The organism is Paraburkholderia sp. RCC_158, from assembly GCF_041355255.1.
GTDB lineage: Bacteria > Pseudomonadota > Gammaproteobacteria > Burkholderiales > Burkholderiaceae > Paraburkholderia > Paraburkholderia graminis.
The window spans coordinates 334,415-352,510 of record NZ_JBFUPM010000002.1 but is presented as its reverse complement, the minus strand read 5'-3'; the positions used below and the strand labels follow the sequence as shown (position 1 = coordinate 352,510).

Annotated in this window: 13 protein-coding genes; 8 read left to right on the top strand and 5 right to left on the bottom strand. The window is 63.7% G+C overall.

Annotated features, from left to right (window positions below):
- The first annotated feature begins 385 nt into the window (after positions 1-385).
- From AB6809_RS05980 to AB6809_RS05970, 3 genes are all read left to right on the top strand, one after another.
- Positions 386-1,681, top strand: coding sequence for an MFS transporter (locus tag AB6809_RS05980; RefSeq protein WP_029967667.1), 1,296 nt, complete (start codon positions 386-388; stop codon positions 1,679-1,681).
- 224 nt (positions 1,682-1,905) lie between these two features.
- Entirely contained in the window at positions 1,906-4,269 is a 2,364-nt protein-coding gene (locus tag AB6809_RS05975) for a UvrD-helicase domain-containing protein (protein WP_029967672.1), read from the top strand.
- A 44-nt stretch (positions 4,270-4,313) separates the two neighbouring features.
- Positions 4,314-5,129, top strand: coding sequence for a 5'-methylthioadenosine/adenosylhomocysteine nucleosidase (locus AB6809_RS05970; RefSeq protein WP_307258538.1), 816 nt, complete (start codon positions 4,314-4,316; stop codon positions 5,127-5,129).
- Between the two features lie 32 nt (positions 5,130-5,161).
- On the opposite strand, the gene AB6809_RS05965 is transcribed toward AB6809_RS05970, so the two are convergent.
- Positions 5,162-7,054, bottom strand: coding sequence for a propionate--CoA ligase (locus tag AB6809_RS05965; protein WP_029967674.1), 1,893 nt, complete (start codon positions 7,052-7,054; stop codon positions 5,162-5,164).
- 306 nt (positions 7,055-7,360) lie between these two features.
- Here AB6809_RS05965 and AB6809_RS05960 point away from each other — a divergent pair, with 306 nt between their 5' ends.
- On the top strand, positions 7,361-10,240 hold the full coding sequence (locus AB6809_RS05960) for a valine--tRNA ligase (RefSeq protein ID WP_029967675.1): 2,880 nt from the start codon (positions 7,361-7,363) through the stop codon (positions 10,238-10,240).
- A gap of 69 nt (positions 10,241-10,309) precedes the next feature.
- Positions 10,310-11,191 (top strand): UTP--glucose-1-phosphate uridylyltransferase GalU, encoded by an 882-nt coding sequence (gene galU / locus AB6809_RS05955; RefSeq protein WP_006052403.1) that lies wholly within the window; start codon positions 10,310-10,312, stop codon positions 11,189-11,191.
- A gap of 115 nt (positions 11,192-11,306) precedes the next feature.
- On the opposite strand, the gene AB6809_RS05950 is transcribed toward galU, so the two are convergent.
- The 4 genes from AB6809_RS05950 to AB6809_RS05935 form a co-directional block, all read right to left on the bottom strand.
- Complete coding sequence (locus AB6809_RS05950) at positions 11,307-11,534, bottom strand: sulfurtransferase TusA family protein (RefSeq protein ID WP_029967676.1); 228 nt, start codon at positions 11,532-11,534, stop codon at positions 11,307-11,309.
- A 127-nt stretch (positions 11,535-11,661) separates the two neighbouring features.
- Complete coding sequence (locus AB6809_RS05945) at positions 11,662-12,711, bottom strand: Gfo/Idh/MocA family oxidoreductase (RefSeq protein WP_371026071.1); 1,050 nt, start codon at positions 12,709-12,711, stop codon at positions 11,662-11,664.
- The gene (gene iolG, locus AB6809_RS05940) at positions 12,708-13,727 is read right to left on the bottom strand and encodes an inositol 2-dehydrogenase (RefSeq protein WP_029967681.1); all 1,020 of its coding nucleotides are present in this window, start codon (positions 13,725-13,727) and stop codon (positions 12,708-12,710) included. Before iolG ends, AB6809_RS05945 begins: the two co-directional genes overlap by 4 nt.
- Complete coding sequence (locus tag AB6809_RS05935) at positions 13,720-14,601, bottom strand: MurR/RpiR family transcriptional regulator (RefSeq protein ID WP_029967682.1); 882 nt, start codon at positions 14,599-14,601, stop codon at positions 13,720-13,722. The genes iolG and AB6809_RS05935 overlap by 8 nt, the downstream gene beginning before the upstream one ends.
- Before the next feature lie 242 nt (positions 14,602-14,843).
- On the opposite strand from AB6809_RS05935, the gene AB6809_RS05930 reads away from it, so the two are divergent.
- The 3 genes from AB6809_RS05930 (at position 14,844) to AB6809_RS05920 (ending at position 18,068) form a co-directional block, all read left to right on the top strand.
- The gene (locus tag AB6809_RS05930) at positions 14,844-15,890 is read left to right on the top strand and encodes a sugar ABC transporter substrate-binding protein (protein WP_006052398.1); all 1,047 of its coding nucleotides are present in this window, start codon (positions 14,844-14,846) and stop codon (positions 15,888-15,890) included.
- Positions 15,891-16,030: 140 nt separating this feature from the next.
- Positions 16,031-17,212: an ABC transporter permease gene (locus tag AB6809_RS05925; RefSeq protein ID WP_029967683.1), complete on the top strand. Its 1,182-nt coding sequence runs from the start codon at positions 16,031-16,033 to the stop codon at positions 17,210-17,212.
- Between the two features lie 13 nt (positions 17,213-17,225).
- Positions 17,226-18,068 (top strand): ATP-binding cassette domain-containing protein, encoded by an 843-nt coding sequence (locus AB6809_RS05920; protein ID WP_029967685.1) that lies wholly within the window; start codon positions 17,226-17,228, stop codon positions 18,066-18,068.
- Positions 18,069-18,096: the final 28 nt, after the last annotated feature.

Genomic DNA, 18,096 nt, shown 5'->3' with positions numbered 1-18,096 from the left:
TTAAACCTGCCGCAAAGGTCTGTTCCGGCATTGCTTTTTCTCTCTCCGGGTCTACGGCATCGGCGGCCGCGATCTTTAGCGCGGTTTGCCCGATGCCGACCGTGATTCGCCCGGTCCTCGACGCGCCGCTTCGTGGGCGCGCGCCGCGCCAGTTTTATACATGGCCAAAAATCCGCCCGTTCTGATTTACAGCGATGCGCGAGGCCCGCATGACCGTGTCCGATTCGCGACAAAACTTGTCCTTACATTTCGGTCGAGCCACATTAAACTGCGACAAATAGTTGGACACGCGCGAGTTCGCGTCGTTATGCCGCAACGACGCAGACCAGGAATCGCGACGCGCCGCCAGCCGGATTGCCCCTTCCTTTCCCTTTCTTTGAAGCGTATGGAAACCAGCCTCGATAAACGCGCACTTGCCGGCGCGTCAGCCCAAACCGGCAGCGCCGCCAATGCCTCAGCCTCAGCCGCGTCGGCTGCCGCATCTTCAGCCGCGCAGCCGGCCGCCAAGGTTCAGCGCACGGTCTATTCCGTGCTCGGCGCGATCAGCTTCTCGCATCTGCTGAACGACATGATCCAGTCGTTGATCCTCGCCATCTACCCGATGCTGAAGGACAACTTCTCGCTGTCGTTCGGACAGATCGGCCTGATCACGCTGACTTATCAGATCACCGCGTCGCTGCTTCAGCCGCTCGTCGGCATCTATACGGACAAACATCCGAAGCCGTACTCGCTGCCGGTCGGCATGGGTTTCACGCTCGCCGGCTTGCTGCTGATGTCGATGGCGACGAGTTTCGGCGTGCTGCTGGTGGCCGCGGCGCTGGTCGGCTGCGGGTCGTCGGTGTTTCATCCGGAATCGTCGCGGGTCGCGCGGATGGCCTCGGGCGGCCGTCACGGGCTCGCGCAGTCGCTGTTCCAGGTGGGCGGCAACGCGGGATCGTCGCTCGGGCCGCTGCTGGCCGCGCTGATCGTGATTCCGCATGGACAGCGCAGCATCGCGTGGTTTTCGGTGGCGGCGCTCGTCGCAATCGTCGTGCTGACGCAGATAGGCCGCTGGTACAAGCAGCATCCGTCGGTGAAAAAGGCGCGCAGCCAGACCGCTCACGCGACACTCTCGCGCAACCAGGTCATGTTCGCGATGAGCGTGCTGATCCTGCTGGTGTTCTCGAAGTACTTCTACCTCGCGAGCATCAACAGCTATTTCACGTTCTATCTGATCGACCGGTTCCATCTGCCGGTGCAGGCCGCGCAGATTCATCTGTTCGTGTTCCTCGCGGCCGTGGCCGCGGGGACCGTGATCGGCGGTCCGATCGGCGACAGGATCGGCCGCAAATATGTGATCTGGGTGTCGATTCTCGGCGTCGCGCCGTTCACGCTGCTGCTGCCGTATGCGAACCTGTTCTGGACCGGCGTGCTGACGGTGATCATCGGCGTGGTGCTGGCCTCGGCGTTCTCGGCGATCCTCGTCTATGCGCAGGAACTGATTCCGGGCAAGGTGGGCATGGTGGCGGGCCTCTTCTTCGGCTTCGCGTTTGGCCTCGGCGGCATCGGCGCCGCGGTACTCGGCGAACTCGCCGACGCGACGAGCATCACGTATGTGTACAAAGTCTGCTCGTTCCTGCCGTTGCTCGGCGTGCTGACGGTGTTCCTGCCGGATGTGGAAGGCAAGCGCGCGAAGGCGTGAGGGCTTGCGGTCGAACTTGTGACGAAAAGGCGCTGCGGCGCCTTTTCTTTTTTGCCGCGGCGGGCCGGATGAGGCGCCTGCCTGTTGTCGGCCGGGAAGCATGCTGGCCGCGCGTCGGCTCCGGCAACGTAAAACCCCACACGCCAAACCCTGCTCACGAGGCAAAAAAAGCAAGCGAGCGTCGGGGCATATAATGACGAACACCCCGCCGTCCCTCCGAAAAAATGCCCGATCTGCTAGCCAATCTCAACCCCGAACAACACGCCGCCGTCACGCTTCCGAACGAGCCCGCGCTGATTCTCGCCGGCGCAGGCAGCGGCAAAACGCGCGTGCTCATCACGCGCATTGCGTGGCTCATCCAGCACGGCCTCGCGTCGCCGGCCACCATCCTCGCGGTGACGTTCACGAACAAGGCCGCGCGCGAAATGATGTCGCGTCTGTCGGCGCTGTTACCCATCGACACGCGCGGCATGTGGATCGGCACCTTCCACGGCCTGTGCAACCGCATGCTGCGCGCGCATCATCGCGACGCCGCGCTGCCCGCCACGTTCCAGATTCTCGATACCGCGGACCAACTGTCCGCGATCAAGCGCCTGATGAAGGGCCTCAACATCGACGATGAAAAGTACCCGGCGAAGAACCTCCAGTACTTCATCAACAACGCGAAGGAACAAGGGCTGCGCCCGAAAGACGTCGACGCCACCGACAACTTCAACCGCAAATTCGTCGAGCTCTACGAAGCCTACGACCAGCAGTGCCAGCGCGAAGGCGTCGTCGATTTTCCGGAGCTGCTGCTGCGCTGCTACGAACTGCTGGCGCACAACGCGCCGCTGCGCGCGCACTATCAGGCGCGCTTCAGACACATTCTCGTCGACGAGTTTCAGGACACCAACAAGCTGCAATACGCGTGGCTGAAGCTGCTCGCGGGCCAGACGAATTCGATTTTCGCGGTCGGCGACGACGACCAGTCGATCTACGCTTTCCGCGGCGCGAACGTCGGCAACATGCGCGACTTCGAACACGAGTTCAACGTCCGGCATCTGATCAAGCTCGAACAGAATTACCGCTCGCACGGCCATATTCTCGACGCGGCCAACCAGTTGATCGCGAATAATTCGCGGCGCCTCGGCAAGAATCTGCGCACCGACGCCGGTCACGGCGAGCCGGTGCGCGTCTACGAGGCCGCGACGGATACTCAGGAAGCCGGCTGGATCGTCGAGGAAATCAAGGCGCTCATCAACACGGGCACGTCGCGCAGCGAAGTCGCGGTGCTTTATCGCAGCAACGCGCAGTCGCGCACGATCGAGCACACGCTGGTGAATGCGGGCATCGCGTATCGCGTGTATGGCGGTTTGCGCTTTTTCGAGCGCCAGGAAGTGAAGCACGCGCTCGCCTATCTGCGCCTGATCGACAATCCGAACGACGACACCGCGTTCGCGCGCGTCGTCAATTTCCCGACGCGCGGCATCGGCGCGCGCTCGATCGAACAACTCGCGGACGCGGCGCGGCTCTACAACTGCTCGATGGCCGCGGCGATTCCGTATGTCGCCGGCAAGGCGGGCTCGAGCCTCGCGGCGTTCGCGAACCTGATCGGCAAGATGCGCGCGGAAACGCAGCAGATGAGCTTGCCGGACACCGTCGAATACGTGGTGCGCGCAAGCGGCCTCGCCGACTTTTATCAGAACGAGCGCGAAGGCCAGGACCGGCTGGAAAACTTGCAGGAACTCGTGAACGCCGCCGCGGCGTTCGTCAGCGAAGAGGGCTACGGCATGAACACGCCGGCGCGCTCCATTCCGCTGCGCCCAGGCGCGACGGCCGCGCCGGAACTGGCCGTCGCCACCGACGACCCCAACGTCGTCGTGCTCGACGCGCCCGGCATTGCCGACCCCGCGCAGAATCCGGACACGATGACGCCGCTCGCGGGCTTTCTGTCGCATGCGTCGCTCGAAGCCGGCGACAACCAGGCGCAGGCCGGCCAGGAAGCCGTGCAACTAATGACAGTGCACGCGGCGAAGGGTCTGGAATTTACCGCCGTGTTCATCACGGGCCTCGAAGAGGGGCTGTTCCCGCATGAGAACAGCGCGATGGAGTCGGACGGTCTCGAAGAAGAGCGCCGCCTGATGTACGTCGCGATCACGCGCGCGAAAGAGCGCCTGTATCTGTCATTCGCGCAAAGCCGGATGCTGCACGGCCAGACGCGCTACAACATCCGCTCGCGTTTCTTCGACGAACTGCCGCAGGAAACGCTCAAGTGGCTCACGCCGAAGGTCGAGGCGGGCGCGCGCTGGGGCGGCCGCTCCGACAACGCGGGCTATGGGCGCGACTGGTTCGCGCGGCCCGACCGTCAGCAGGGCTATGGCGGCGGCGCATCGACGGCGGCAGCGCCCTTGCCCGCTTTCGCCAATGAACAGCGCGCGGCGGAAGCCGGTTTTCGCGTCGGCCAGCAGGTGTTCCACACGAAGTTCGGCGAAGGCACGATCACCGCGCTCGAAGGCGGCGGCACCGACGCGAAGGCGCAGGTCAAGTTCAAGCGCCACGGCGAGAAATGGCTGGCGCTGACGGTTGCCAAATTGCAGGCGGTTGAGTGAGCGGCGTCGACGGCGGCGAGCGCACGGCGCAGGCTGGCGGTCCGCTGGACGATCCGCTGGACGATCCGCAAGCAGCTAATGCACAGGTTACGCACGTTACGCAACGCCCGCTCGGCGTGCTCGCGGCCTTGCCGCAGGAACTCGGCGACCTGATCGAGGGGATGCGCGCGGAATCCGGCGTGCGTACCGTGATCCACGGCCGGCGCGATTATCACGTCGGCACCGTCCACGGCGTGCTGTGCGTCGTGACGTTGGCGCGCGTCGGCAAAGTCGCGGCGGCGGCCACGGTCAGCACGCTGATTCATGCATTCGATGTCGAGGCCGTCGTCTTCACCGGCGTCGCGGGCGGTGTCGGCGAACAGGTGCGAGTCGGCGACATCGTCGTGGCGAATGCGCTGTTGCAGCACGATCTCGATGCGTCGCCGCTCTTTCCGCGCTTCGAGGTGCCGCTCCTCGGCATGTCGCGTTTCGCAGCGGACGCGGCGCTCGCCGCGCAACTCGCGCAAGCCTGTGAGCGTTTCATTGCGGACGAAGGCGCGGCGTCGGCCGCGCGTTTCGGCACGCGCGAGGCGCGCGTGCATCGAGGGCTGATTATCAGCGGCGATCAGTTCGTCGCCAGCGCGGCGGGCGTGCGCGCGCTGCGCGACGCGTTGCCTGACGCGCTCGCCGTCGAGATGGAAGGCGCGGCGATCGCGCAGGTCTGTCACGAGTACGGCGTGCCGTGCGCGGTCGTGCGGACCATCTCCGATACCGCCGACGACCACGCGCCGGCATCGTTCGTCTCGTTTCTCACGGAGATCGCCGGCACGTATTCGAATGCGATCCTGACGCGCTTTCTGAAGGCGCGCGGCGAGCGCTGAGTCGGCAACCCCACCCGCTCGGCGAAAACCACCTACCCTTTCAACCCCTCACGCACCTGCTGCAACGCCGCCGGATCTTCGATGGTCGGCAGCTCGCCCGGCTCACGTCCCTCCGCGAGCGCCGCGATGGCCCGGCGCAGCAGCTTGCCCGAGCGCGTCTTGGGCAGCATCGACACGATCACCACACGCGACGGCCTTGCGATCGCGCCGAGCTGCCGGTCCACCGTCGTCGTCAGTTCGGCTTCCAGCTTCGTGCGCGTGCCCGCGTCGGCGTAAGCCTGCGCGTCGCGCAACACCACGAAGGCCATCGCCGCCTGCCCCTTCACGGCGTCCGTCACGCCGACCACGGCGACTTCCGCGACGGCCGCATGGCTCGACAGCGCTTCCTCGATTTCGCGCGTACCGAGCCGGTGGCCCGCGACGTTGATCACATCGTCCGTGCGGCCGAGAATCGTCACGTAGCCGTCTTCGTCCTGAATGCCCCAGTCGAAGGTCGAATACACCTGCTGGTTCGGCACGCTCGACCAGTACGTGCTGACAAAGCGCTTGTCGTCGCCCCATACGGTCGACATGCAGCCCGGCGGCAGCGGATAGTCGAGCGTCAACACGCCTTTCTCGCCGGGCGGACACGGTTCGCCCGTCAGTTCGTTGCGCAAGGTCAGACTGAAGCCGGCCGACGGCACGCCCGGTGAGCCGAGCTTGGTCGGCAGCGCCTCGACGCCGCGCGGAATCGCGAGCATCGGCCAGCCGGTTTCGGTTTGCCAATAGTTGTCGATGACCGGCTTGCCGAGCGCGCCCGCGATCCACGAGGCGGTCGGTTCGTCGAGCGGCTCGCCGGCCAGAAACAGCGTGCGCAGGCTCGACAGATCGGCCTGTTTCAGCAGCGCCGGGTCCTGCTTCTTCAGCACGCGCAGCGCGGTCGGCGCGGTGAACATGAGGTTGATCTTGTGCTGCTCGACGAGGCGCCACCAGATGCCGCCGTCCGGGCGAATCGGCGTGCCTTCGTACATCACCGTGGTCAGTCCCGCGAGCAACGGCGCGTAGACGATATAGCTGTGGCCCACCACCCAGCCGACGTCCGACGCGGTGAACATCGTGTCGCCGGCCTTGCCTTCGAAGATGTGTTCCATCGACGCCGCCAGCGCCACCGCATAGCCGCCCACGTCGCGCTGCACGCCCTTCGGCTTGCCGGTCGTGCCCGACGTGTAGAGCACATAAGACGGCTCGTTCGATTCGAGCCATTCGCAGGGCACGTGCGCGTCGAAGAACTTTTCACGCAGCGGTTCGTAGTCGACCAGATAATTCGCGTTCAGGCGCTCCGGCGCGAGTTGCCGGTCGATCAGCAGCACGCGCGGCGTCTTGTGGCTCGCCCGGGCGAGCGCCTCGTCGACGAGCGGCGTGTAGTCGATCACCCTGCCGCCGCGCGCGCCGGCGTCGGCGGTCACAATCAGCACCGGCTTTGCGTCGTCGATGCGCGCGGCCAGATTCGGCGCCGCGAAGCCGCCGAACACGACCGAGTGAATCGCGCCGAGCCGCGCGCAGGCGAGCATCGCGAACAGCGCCTCGGGGATCATCGGCAGATAGAGCAGCACCACGTCGCCGCGCTTCACGCCGAGCGAGCGCATGACCGCGGCCATGCGGTTGATTTCCGCGTACAGCTCGGCATACGTATAACGGCGCTCGATACCCGTTTCCGTCGACACATACACGAGCGCGTTTTGCTGCGCGCGCTCCACCAGATGCCGGTCCACCGCGTTATGGCACAGGTTCGTGCGTCCGCCGACAAACCAGCGCGCAAACGGCGGGTTCGAGCGGTCCAGCACGGTATCGAACGGCGTTTCCCAATGGATGCGCCGCGCCTCGTCGCGCCAGAATGCCTCGGGATTGTTGATCGAACGGCGGTGGAAGTCGCGGTAGCGGGTCATCGGCGGCGATCCTTCGGGTGCGGTGAAAAAACCTAAAGACGCGGGCGCGCCGCGGCGCACGGCAGCGGGTAGCAGCGGATAGCGGCGGCGGCAAGCGCGTGAATGAAGCATAAAGTACGCGCCGCCGCGTGGACAACGCGGGTTCACCATGAGCGGCGCGGGCGGAGCGCTGTCTTATGACGGGCGCGGGCTGGCGAGATCCGAAGCGGGCCAACGCAAGCCGACCGACCCAACCCCAAAACCAGGCCCGCGCCTGCTGCGCCGCTTATAATCGAACATTCCCCGCATTCATCAGCCGATCGACACATGAGCGACACCCCGAGCGATACCTCCTCCACCCTGGCCAAGAGCTTCGAGCCGCACACCGTCGAAGCCCACTGGGGCCCCGAATGGGAAAAGCGCGCGTACGCCGCGCCCGCTTTCGACGGCAACCGGAAAGACTTCTCGATCCAGTTGCCGCCGCCGAACGTCACGGGCACCCTGCACATGGGCCACGCGTTCAATCAGACCATCATGGACGGCCTCGCCCGCTATCACCGCATGCTCGGCGAAAACACGCTGTGGGTGCCGGGCACGGACCACGCGGGCATCGCCACGCAAATCGTCGTCGAACGGCAACTGGACGCGAAAGGCGTGTCGCGCCACGATCTGGGCCGCGAGAAATTCGTCGAACGCGTGTGGGAATGGAAGCAGGAATCCGGCTCCACCATCACGAACCAGGTGCGGCGTCTCGGCGCGTCGATCGACTGGTCGCGCGAATACTTCACGATGGACGACAAAATGTCGACCGCCGTGCGCGATGTGTTCGTGCGCCTCTATGAACAGGGGCTCATCTATCGCGGCAAGCGGCTGGTGAACTGGGACCCGGTGCTGCTCACGGCCGTGTCCGATCTCGAAGTGGTCAGCGAGGAAGAAAACGGCCACCTGTGGCACATCCAGTATCCGCTGACGGGCGGCTCGGGTCATCTCACGGTTGCCACCACGCGTCCCGAAACCATGCTCGGCGATACCGCCGTGATGGTTCATCCGGAAGACGAGCGCTACGCGCACCTGATCGGCAAGACCGTCACGCTGCCGCTGTCCAACCGCGAAGTGCCGATCATCGCCGACGACTACGTCGACCGGGAATTCGGCACGGGCGTCGTGAAGGTCACGCCCGCGCATGACTTCAACGACTACCAGGTCGGCCTGCGCCACAAGCTGCCGCAAATCGAAATTCTCACGCTCGACGCGAAGATCAACGAGAACGCGCCGGAAAAATACCGCGGCCTCGACCGGTTCGACGCGCGCAAGCAGGTCGTCGCCGACCTCGAAGCGCTCGGCGCGCTCGAATCCGTCAAGCCGCACAAGCTGATGGTACCGCGCGGCGACCGCACCGGCGTCGTGATCGAGCCGATGTTGACCGACCAGTGGTTCGTCGCGATGAGCAAGCCGGCGCCCGAGGGCACATTCAATCCGGGCAAGTCGATCGCCGAAACCGCGCTCGACGTGGTGCGCAACGGCCAGATCAAATTCGTGCCGGAAAACTGGACCTCCACGTACTACCAGTGGCTCGAAAACATCCAGGACTGGTGCATCTCGCGCCAGCTCTGGTGGGGTCATCAGATTCCGGCGTGGTACGGCGAAAACGGCGAAATCTTCGTCGCGAAGACCGAAGAAGGCGCGCGCGAAAAAGCAGCCGAAGCTGCCTATACCGGCCCGCTCAAGCGCGACGAAGACGTGCTGGATACATGGTTTTCGTCTGCGCTCGTGCCGTTTTCGTCGCTCGGTTGGCCGAACGAGACGCAGGAACTGAAGCACTTCCTGCCGTCGTCGGTGCTTGTCACGGGCTTCGACATCATCTTCTTCTGGGTCGCGCGCATGGTCATGATGACCACGCACTTCACGGGCAAGGTGCCGTTCGACACGGTCTACGTGCACGGCCTCGTGCGCGACGCCGAAGGCCAGAAAATGTCGAAGAGCAAGGGCAATACGCTCGATCCGATCGATATCGTCGACGGCATCGGGCTCGATGCGCTCGTCGCGAAGCGCACCACCGGCCTGATGAATCCGAAGCAGGCGGCGTCGATCGAAAAGAAAACCCGCAAGGAATTTCCCGACGGCATTCCCGCGTTCGGCACCGACGCGCTGCGTTTCACGATGGCGTCGATGGCCACGCTCGGGCGCAACGTCAACTTCGACCTCGCGCGCTGCGAAGGCTACCGCAACTTCTGCAACAAGCTGTGGAACGCCACCCGCTTCGTGCTGATGAACTGCGAAGGCCACGACTGCGGCTTCGGCAAGCCGGCGCAATGCGGCGAATGCGGGCCGGACGGGCATCTGCATTTTTCGTCGGCGGATCGCTGGATCGTGTCGCTCTTGCAGCGCGTGGAAGCGGAAGTCGCCAAGGGTTTTGCCGACTATCGCTTCGACAATGTGGCCAACGCCCTATACAAGTTCGTATGGGACGAATACTGTGATTGGTATCTCGAACTCGCGAAGGTGCAGATCCAGACGGGTCAGCCGAACCAGCAGCGCGCGACGCGGCGCACCCTGCTGCGCGTGCTCGAGACGGTGTTGCGCCTCGCGCATCCGGTGATTCCGTTCATCACCGAGGCGTTGTGGCAAAAAGTTGCGCCGTTGGCCGGGCGTTATCCCGCGGACAAGGCCGAGGGCGAAGCGTCCGTCATGGTGCAGCCGTATCCCGTTGCCGAGATGTCGAAGATCGACGAAGAAGCGGAGCAATGGGCCGCCGACCTGAAGGCAATGATCGATGCGTGCCGGAATCTGCGCGGCGAAATGAATCTGTCGCCGGCGGTGAAGGTGCCGTTGCTCGTCACCGGCAACGCGGAGCGTCTGCGCAGTTTCGCTCCGTACGCCCAGGCATTGGCCCGTCTTTCCGAAGTGCAGATCATCGCCGACGAAGCAACGCTCGACGCGCAGGCAGATGGCGCGCCAATTGCTATCGTAGGAAGTGACAAGCTCGTGCTGAAGGTCGAGATCGATGTGGCCGTCGAGCGCGAGCGCCTGTCGAAAGAGATTGCGCGGTTGAGCACGGAAATCGTCAAGTGCAATGCCAAACTGCAGAACGAAAGTTTTGTCGCCAAGGCGCCGCCCGCAGTCGTCGAGCAGGAGCAGAAAAGGCTGGCGGAATTCGAAGCGACTGTCGGCAAGTTGAAAGCGCAGCTCGCGCGCTTGCCGGCCTGATCGGCGCTCCACGCCCGCCCCGCGCGGCGGGCACGGAATGATTAAACCAGAGGACTCAGGGTAAATCACATGCTAAAAGTTACAAAGGCGGTATTTCCGGTAGCAGGTCTTGGCACCCGGTTCCTCCCTGCCACGAAGGCAAGCCCGAAGGAAATGCTGCCTATCGTCGACAAGCCGCTCATCCAGTACGCGGTGGAAGAAGCCATGGCGGCCGGCATCACGGAGATGATCTTCGTCACGGGCCGCAGCAAGCGTGCGATCGAAGATCACTTCGATAAGTCGTACGAAATCGAAGCGGAGCTCGAGGCGCGCGGCAAGGACAAGCTGCTCGAACTCGTGCGCAGCATCAAGCCGAGCCACGTCGACTGTTTCTACGTGCGTCAGCCGGAAGCGCTCGGCCTCGGCCACGCGGTGCTGTGCGCCGAGAAGCTGGTGGGCGACAACCCGTTCGCCGTGATTCTCGCGGACGACCTGCTGTACGGTACGCCGCCCGTCATGACGCAGATGATCGAGGTGTTCGACCACTATCACAGCTCGGTGATCGGCGTCGAAGAGATCCCGGCGCAGGAAACCAAGTCGTACGGCATCGTCGACGGCAAGGAATGGGAAGACTCGATCATCAAGATGTCGGGCATCGTCGAGAAGCCGGAGCCGAACGTCGCGCCGTCCAATCTCGGCGTTGTCGGCCGTTACGTGCTGAAGCCGCGCATTTTCGACCACATCCGCTCGATCAAGCCCGGTGCCGGCGGCGAACTGCAGTTGACGGACGCGATTCAATCGCTGCTCGCCGACGAACAGGTGCTCGCGTACAAGTATCACGGCACGCGTTTCGACTGCGGCAGCAAGCTCGGCTATCTGAAGGCGACGGTGGAATTCGCGCTGCGCCATCCGGAAGTGGCCGCGGATTTCGAAGAATATCTGCGGACGCGTTCGCCGGTGCTCGAAGGCTGATTCTTTCGCGCGAATGAAAAAGGCGCTGTGCCCCGCTTTGGCGGGCACAGCGCCTTTTGTTTGCAGCGCGCGTTTTCAGCGGACGCGTTTGAGCGAACGTGTTTCAGCGCCTGCGTCAGCGGCGCTTCATCAGAAACGTGAAAACCTTGTCGTGCGACGAACTCTCGACGATCTCATTGCCGGTCTGCTTCGCGAACGCGGCGAAATCGCGCTGCGAACCGGGGTCGGTGGCGAGCACCTTGAGAATCTGGCCGCTTTCCATATCGGCGAGCGCCTTTTTGGCGCGCAGGATGGGCAGCGGGCACATCAGCCCGCGCGCATCGACTTCCTTGTGAATCTGAATTTGCATCGACGATGACCTTCGGGACGAGACGCCGTTGTGCGACGCCAGACAGAGGGTCAAATTCTACCGCAGCCTGCGCCGCGCTGCCGGTGGCGGCGTTGAGAGTGCCGCCGCCGCGATCCCGGCGCTAAAGCGTCACCGCCTGCCCACTCTGCAGCGACTGCCGCAACGCATTGCCGATGCGCGTCGCCTCGAGCGCGTCGGCAAGCGTTGCACCCGCTTGCGCATCCGAGCCCGCCCCGCCCTGCACCGCCGCGACAAACGCGCGCGCCTCGTGCAAAAACGCGTCTTCGAAACGGTCGAAGAAGCTCGGCGTGCACTCGTTGCGAATCCCGCTCGCGTCATAAATCTCCACGCGATTCGCGCGCGGATTGCGTCCGACCGCGAGCGCGCCGGCCGTGCCGATCACTTCGCTATGCGTGTCGTTGCCGTGCGCCTGGGTGCGCGACGCGTAGAACATCGCGAGCTTGCCGCCCTCGAATTCGCAGATCGCGACGCCGTTGTCGACGTCGCCGAATTCGCGCAGGCCTTCATGTAACGCGACCGCGCCCGCCGCGAACACGCGTGTCGCGCGCGGCTTGCCGAGCAGCCAGCGCGCGACGTCGATATCGTGCACCGTGCAGTCGAGAAAGATGCCGCCCGAGGTCGCCGCAAAGCGCACGAAAAAACCGTCGGTATCGTTCGTGTCCGTGGTCTGCGAGCGCACCAGAAACGGCCGGCCTATCGCGCCCGCCGCGATCTTGTCGAATGCATCCTTGTAGCTCGGATCGAAGCGCCGCATGAAGCCGATCGTCGCCCGAAGATGCGGAAAGCGCGCGGCCTCGGCCAGCACGCGCTCGCATTCGGTGAGATCGAGCGACAACGGCTTCTCGCAGAACACGTGCTTGCCCGCGCGCAATGCGTCGATGATTTGTTGCGCGTGCAACGACGACGGCGTGACGAGCCACACGGCATCCACTTCGCTATCGTCGAGCAGCTTCGCGTAATCGTCGTAGAGACGCGGCGACGGCAACGCCCCGCGCGCCCATGCCCGCTCCTCTTCCAGCGGACTGCAAGCGGCGACCAGTTCCGCGCCCGGCACGCGATACGCGAGATTCTCCGCATGCCGTTTGCCGAGCCGACCAAGGCCGACCACGCCCAGACGAACGCGCTTGTCATGCGCTGCCGCGGCATTCATCGCGCGGCCTCGCCGAGTTTGACCGCATGGCCTTCGCGCCACGAAAGCGTTGCGGCCTCGGCGAGTTCGAGCGCCTTCACGCCGTCGGCGACGGTCGTGCGCACCGGCTTGCCTTGCGTCACGGCTTCGAAGAAATGCGCGATTTCCAGCGCGTACGCCGCGCGATAACGTTCGAGAAAAAACGCCTCCGGCACGTCGCTCGATACTTCGGTCTTCGAATAAGCGGTGACTTCAGTGGGCCGCACATTGCCCGCTTGCAGCATGCCGCCGCTGCCGAGCACTTCGAAGCGCTGGTCGTAACCATAGGCGGCGCGGCGCGCGGTGTTGATCTGGCACAGACGGCCGCGCTTCGTGCGGATCGTCACCGCCGTCGAGTCGATGTCGCCCGCGTTTGCAATCGCCGGATCGGTGAGGCAACTGCCGGTCGCATGCAGCGTGTCGGCTTCGTCATCCAGAATCCAGCGGAAGATATCGAAGTCGTGAATCAGCATGTCCTTGAAGATGCCGCCCGAATGCCGGATGTATTCGACCGGCGGCGGCCCCGGATCGCGGCTCGTCACAATGAGCATTTCCGGCGTGCCGATTTCGCCCGCGTCGAGACGCGCCTTCAGCGCGGAAAACGTCGGGTCGAAGCGGCGCTGAAAGCCGATCATGCAGACCACGCCCGCGCGTTCGACCGCGTCCGCGCAGGCCCGTGCGCGTTCGAGCGTGAGGTCGACGGGCTTCTCGCAGAACACGTGCTTTTTCTGCGCGGCCGACTTCATGATGAGATCGGCGTGCGTGTCGGTGCTCGAACAGATCACCGTGGCGCCGACCGAAGCGTCGCCCATCGCGCCGTCGATGTCCGCCACTTGCGCGCCATGCGCGGCAGCGAGCGCCGCGGCCGCTTCGCGATTCACATCGACCACATACTTGAGCCTCACGCCAGGCTGCCGCGCGAGATTGGCCGCGTGAATCTTGCCGATGCGCCCCGCGCCGAACACCGCGACGTCGATCGGTTGTGCTGCGTCAGTCATCGTATCCTCCAGTGTCTTTGGATTCTTCCACGTTCAGTTCGAGCTTGTACGCGAGCGCGATGAAAAGCGCCTGGCACAGGCAGATCGTGCTGGTCAGCGAGCGGAACGCAAACGCGCTGCCCTCTTTCACATACAGTTGAGTGCTCGCGTAACGGGCGAGCGGAGATAGTTGGCTATCCGTAATAACCAGCGTCTTCGCCTGATGATGATGCGCGACGCGCAGGCAATACTGCGTTTCCTTCGCATACGGCGCGAAGCTGATCGCGATCACCACGTCGCCCTTCTTCACGCTGCGAATCTGCTCGCGATACATGCCGCCGAAACCGGACACCAGATGCACGCGCTTGGGCGTGTGCTGCAACGCATAGACGATGTAGCTCGCGACCGGAAACGAGCGCCGCACGCCGATCACATAGATGTTGTCCGCCTGCTGCAGCATTTTCACGGCGGCGTCGAACTGCTTGTCGTCGAGCCCCGCTTCGAGTTCTTCCAGGCCGCCGCGCGACGCCGCGATGAATTCGCGCGCCACCGCGCCGCCCGACAGCGCGCCAGGCTTGTCGTCGATCAGCTTGCGAATGCGCTGCTGATAACTCGGCGACGACGCGCCCTGCCCTGTGTACGCCTGGCGAAACACCGCCTGCAAATCGGAGAAGCCGGAGAAGCCGAAGCGCTGCGCAAAACGCACCACGGCCGACGGATGCACGCCGCAGCTTGCGGCAATATCACTCGTGCGATCGACCATCACGCTCGAACGATGCTGCTCGATATACGTCGCGACGTTCTTCAACTGACGCGGCAACGCTTCGTAGTTTTCCGCGATGCGCTGCATCAATTCTTCGACGCTCGGCAATTCCTCGGTGCTCTCTTCCGCCATGAGTCTCTCTTCGGTGCTTTGTCGCAGTGCGGCAGACGCTTTCGACGCGCGCCGCACGACGTGTTTGACGTTGCCGATTATAGGCAGCGCATCGCATAAATGGAACGTATTTTCCATTTTTATTCACGATGAAATTTCTGTTGCACCACCCTCGAAGATGACCTAATCTTGGTCGTGAGCGATGGCGCTTCGGCGCAGTTGCGTCGCTCCCTCAATAACGACAGACCGAGAAAGGTGGAGACATGAGACTTTGCAAGGGCAAGGCTACGCTCAGGATTCTGGTGACGGCATTGACGTTGGCGACGGGATTCGGCGCGGCTTCGGCCGCCCGCGCGGCTGACGCTCATTTCGTGCTGATCAGCCACGCGCCGGACTCCGATTCCTGGTGGAACACGATCAAGAACGCGATCAAGCAGGCCGACGAGGACTTCAACGTCGAGACCGACTATCGCAATCCGCCGAACGGCGACATCGCCGATATGGCGCGCCTCGTCGAGCAGGCCGCCGCGCGCAACTACGACGGCGTGATCGTCACCATCGCCGATTACGATGTGCTCAAGAGCTCCATCAGCAAGGTGACCGCGAAGAAGATTCCGCTCGTCACGATCAATTCCGGCACCGAGGAACAGAGCGCGCAACTGGGCGCGATCATGCACGTCGGCCAGCCCGAATACGTCGCCGGCAAGGCGGCGGGCGAGAAGGCGAAAGCGGCCGGCGTGAAGTCGTTCGTGTGCGTGAATCACCTCGCGACCAACACCGTTTCGTTCGACCGTTGCCGTGGTTTCGCGGATGCGATCGGCGTCGACTATAAATCGTCCACCATCGATTCCGGCCAGGACCCGACCGAGATCCAGTCGAAGGTCAGCGCCTATTTGCGCAACCATCCGAACACCGGCGCGATTCTCACGCTCGGACCGACGCCCGCGTCGGCCACGCTGAAAGCGGTCCAGCAAATGGGCCTGAACGGCAAGATCTATTTCTGCACGTTCGACTTCTCCGACGACATCGCGAAGGCCATCCAGAACGGCACGATCCAGTTCGCGATCGATCAGCAGCCGTATTTGCAGGGCTATATTCCGGTCGCCGTGCTCGCCATCGTGAAGAAAGAGCACACCACCGACCCCGCGAAAATCCGCCAGATTCTCGAAGCGAATCCGAAGTTCAAGGCGCGGCTCGCGACGTACGGTCTCGCGCCGTCGTATGGACCGAAGAACATTCGTTCGGGCCCGGGCTTCATCACGAAGGAAAACCTCGACAAGGTCATCAAGTACGCAGGGCAGTATCGCTGATTCTTTCTTCTAGCTAGTCACGCGCGCGGCGGGCATCGCTCCCGCCCGGCAGCCTCGCCGCCAGCGCGCATTTCACCGGCTGTCGTTCTCGCAACGCATTCCCGCCTGCCCTAACGCACAGCCGGCTCCAAGGAGACATCATGGGTGTAGCCGGCAAACACTTCCCACCGCACGTCGATCCAAACAGCGCCGCTTCGCATAACGCCGCGCCGCGCCCGGACGCCGAAGCGCGCGACGGACGCGACGAGCGCGTGCGCAAGGAATCGTGGTTCGGTCATCTGCTGAACCGCCCTGAATTTGCCGCGATTTCCGGCGCGGTACTCGTGTTTCTCGTTTTCGCGCTGACGGCCGGCGGCTCCGGCATGTTCAATCTCGACGGCGTGATGAACTGGTCGCAGGTGTCCGCGTATCTCGGCATCCTCGCGGTCGGCGCATGTCTCTTGATGATCGCGGGCGAGTTCGACCTCTCGATCGGCTCGATGATCGGCTTCGCCGGCATGATGGTCGCGATTCCGAGCGTGTACTTTCACTGGCCGATTTCGCTCTCGATCCTCTTTGCATTCGCCGGCTCGATGCTGCTCGGCGCGCTCAACGGCTATCTCGTGATGCGCACGCGGCTGCCGTCGTTCATCGTCACGCTGGCCTTCCTGTTCATTCTGCGCGGCCTCACGCTCGCGCTATCGATCATGTTCGCCGACCGCACCATCGTCTCGGGCGTCGGCGATCTCGCGCAGCAGGACTGGCTCGCCAACACGCTCTTTCACGGCGTCGCGCTCAATGGCCTCTTCACGATGCTCGCGCACCACGGCATCGGCACGCTGCTCGATAACGGTCATGCGCTGGTGCCTGGCATTCCGAAGGTGATTCTGTGGTGGTTCGGCCTCGCCGCAATCTGCGCATTCGTTCTGGCAAAGACGCGCGCCGGCAACTGGATTCTCGCAGTCGGCGGCGATGCGAACGCAGCCAAGAACGTGGGCATTCCGGTGCGCCGCGTGAAAATTCTGCTGTTCGTGCTGACCGCGTTCTGCTCGTGCCTGTTCGCGGTATTGCAAGTGTGCGACATCGGCTCGGCTGCGGCGGATCGCGGCTTGCAGAAGGAATTCGAAGCGATCATCGCGGCGGTGATCGGCGGAACCTTGCTGACGGGCGGCTATGGGTCCGTGGTCGGCGCCTGCTTCGGCGCGTTGATCTTCGGCGTCGTGCAGATCGGCATCACCTATACGAACGTGAGTTCCGACTGGTTCCGCGTGTTTCTCGGCGTGATGCTGCTGATCGCGGTGCTGTTCAACCACTACGTGCGCCGTCGCGTGTCGCAATCGTAACGAGGAGACGAACATGTCGGATACGAACCCTGTGACCCACGAAGCGCCGGTGGCAACCGCCGCCGCGCAGCAAGACGACGTGATCCTCGCGCTCGAAAACGTCAACAAGTACTTCGGCAAGGTGATCGCGCTAAGCGGCGTGACCTTGCGCCTGAAGCGCGGCGAAGTGCACTGCCTGCTCGGCGACAACGGCGCGGGCAAGTCCACGCTCATCAAGACGCTGGCCGGCGTGCATCAGCCGTCATCGGGCCAGTATCTGGTCGACGGCAAGCCGGTTTTGTTCGAGTCGCCGAAAGACGCGCTCGATCTGGGCATCGCCACCGTCTATCAGGATCTCGCGCTCGTACCGCTGCTTTCCGTTGCGCGCAATTTTTTCATGGGACGCGAGCCGCAAAAGAAACTGTTCGGCTTCCTGAACGTGATGGACCTCGAAACCAGCGCCACCACCGCACGCGACAAGCTCGCGGAAATGGGCATCAACGTGCGCGATCCGCATCAGCCGATCGGCACGATGTCGGGCGGCGAGAAACAGTGTCTGGCGATTGCGCGCGCGATTCACTTCGGCGCACGCGTGCTGATTCTCGACGAGCCCACCGCCGCGCTCGGCGTGAAGCAGAGCTTCAACGTGCTGAAGCTGATTCACAAGGCGCGCGCGAAAGGCATCTCGGTGATCTTCATCACGCACAACGTGCATCACGCGTATCCGATCGGCGACTCGTTCACGCTGCTCAATCGCGGCAAATCGCTCGGCACCTTCACGAAGGAAACCATCAGCAAGGACGAAGTGCTCGACATGATGGCGGGCGGCGCCGAGATGCAGAAGATGATCGGCGAACTCGAAGGCGCAACGATCTGATTCATTCGCGCGGCAGGCGCAGCGATGA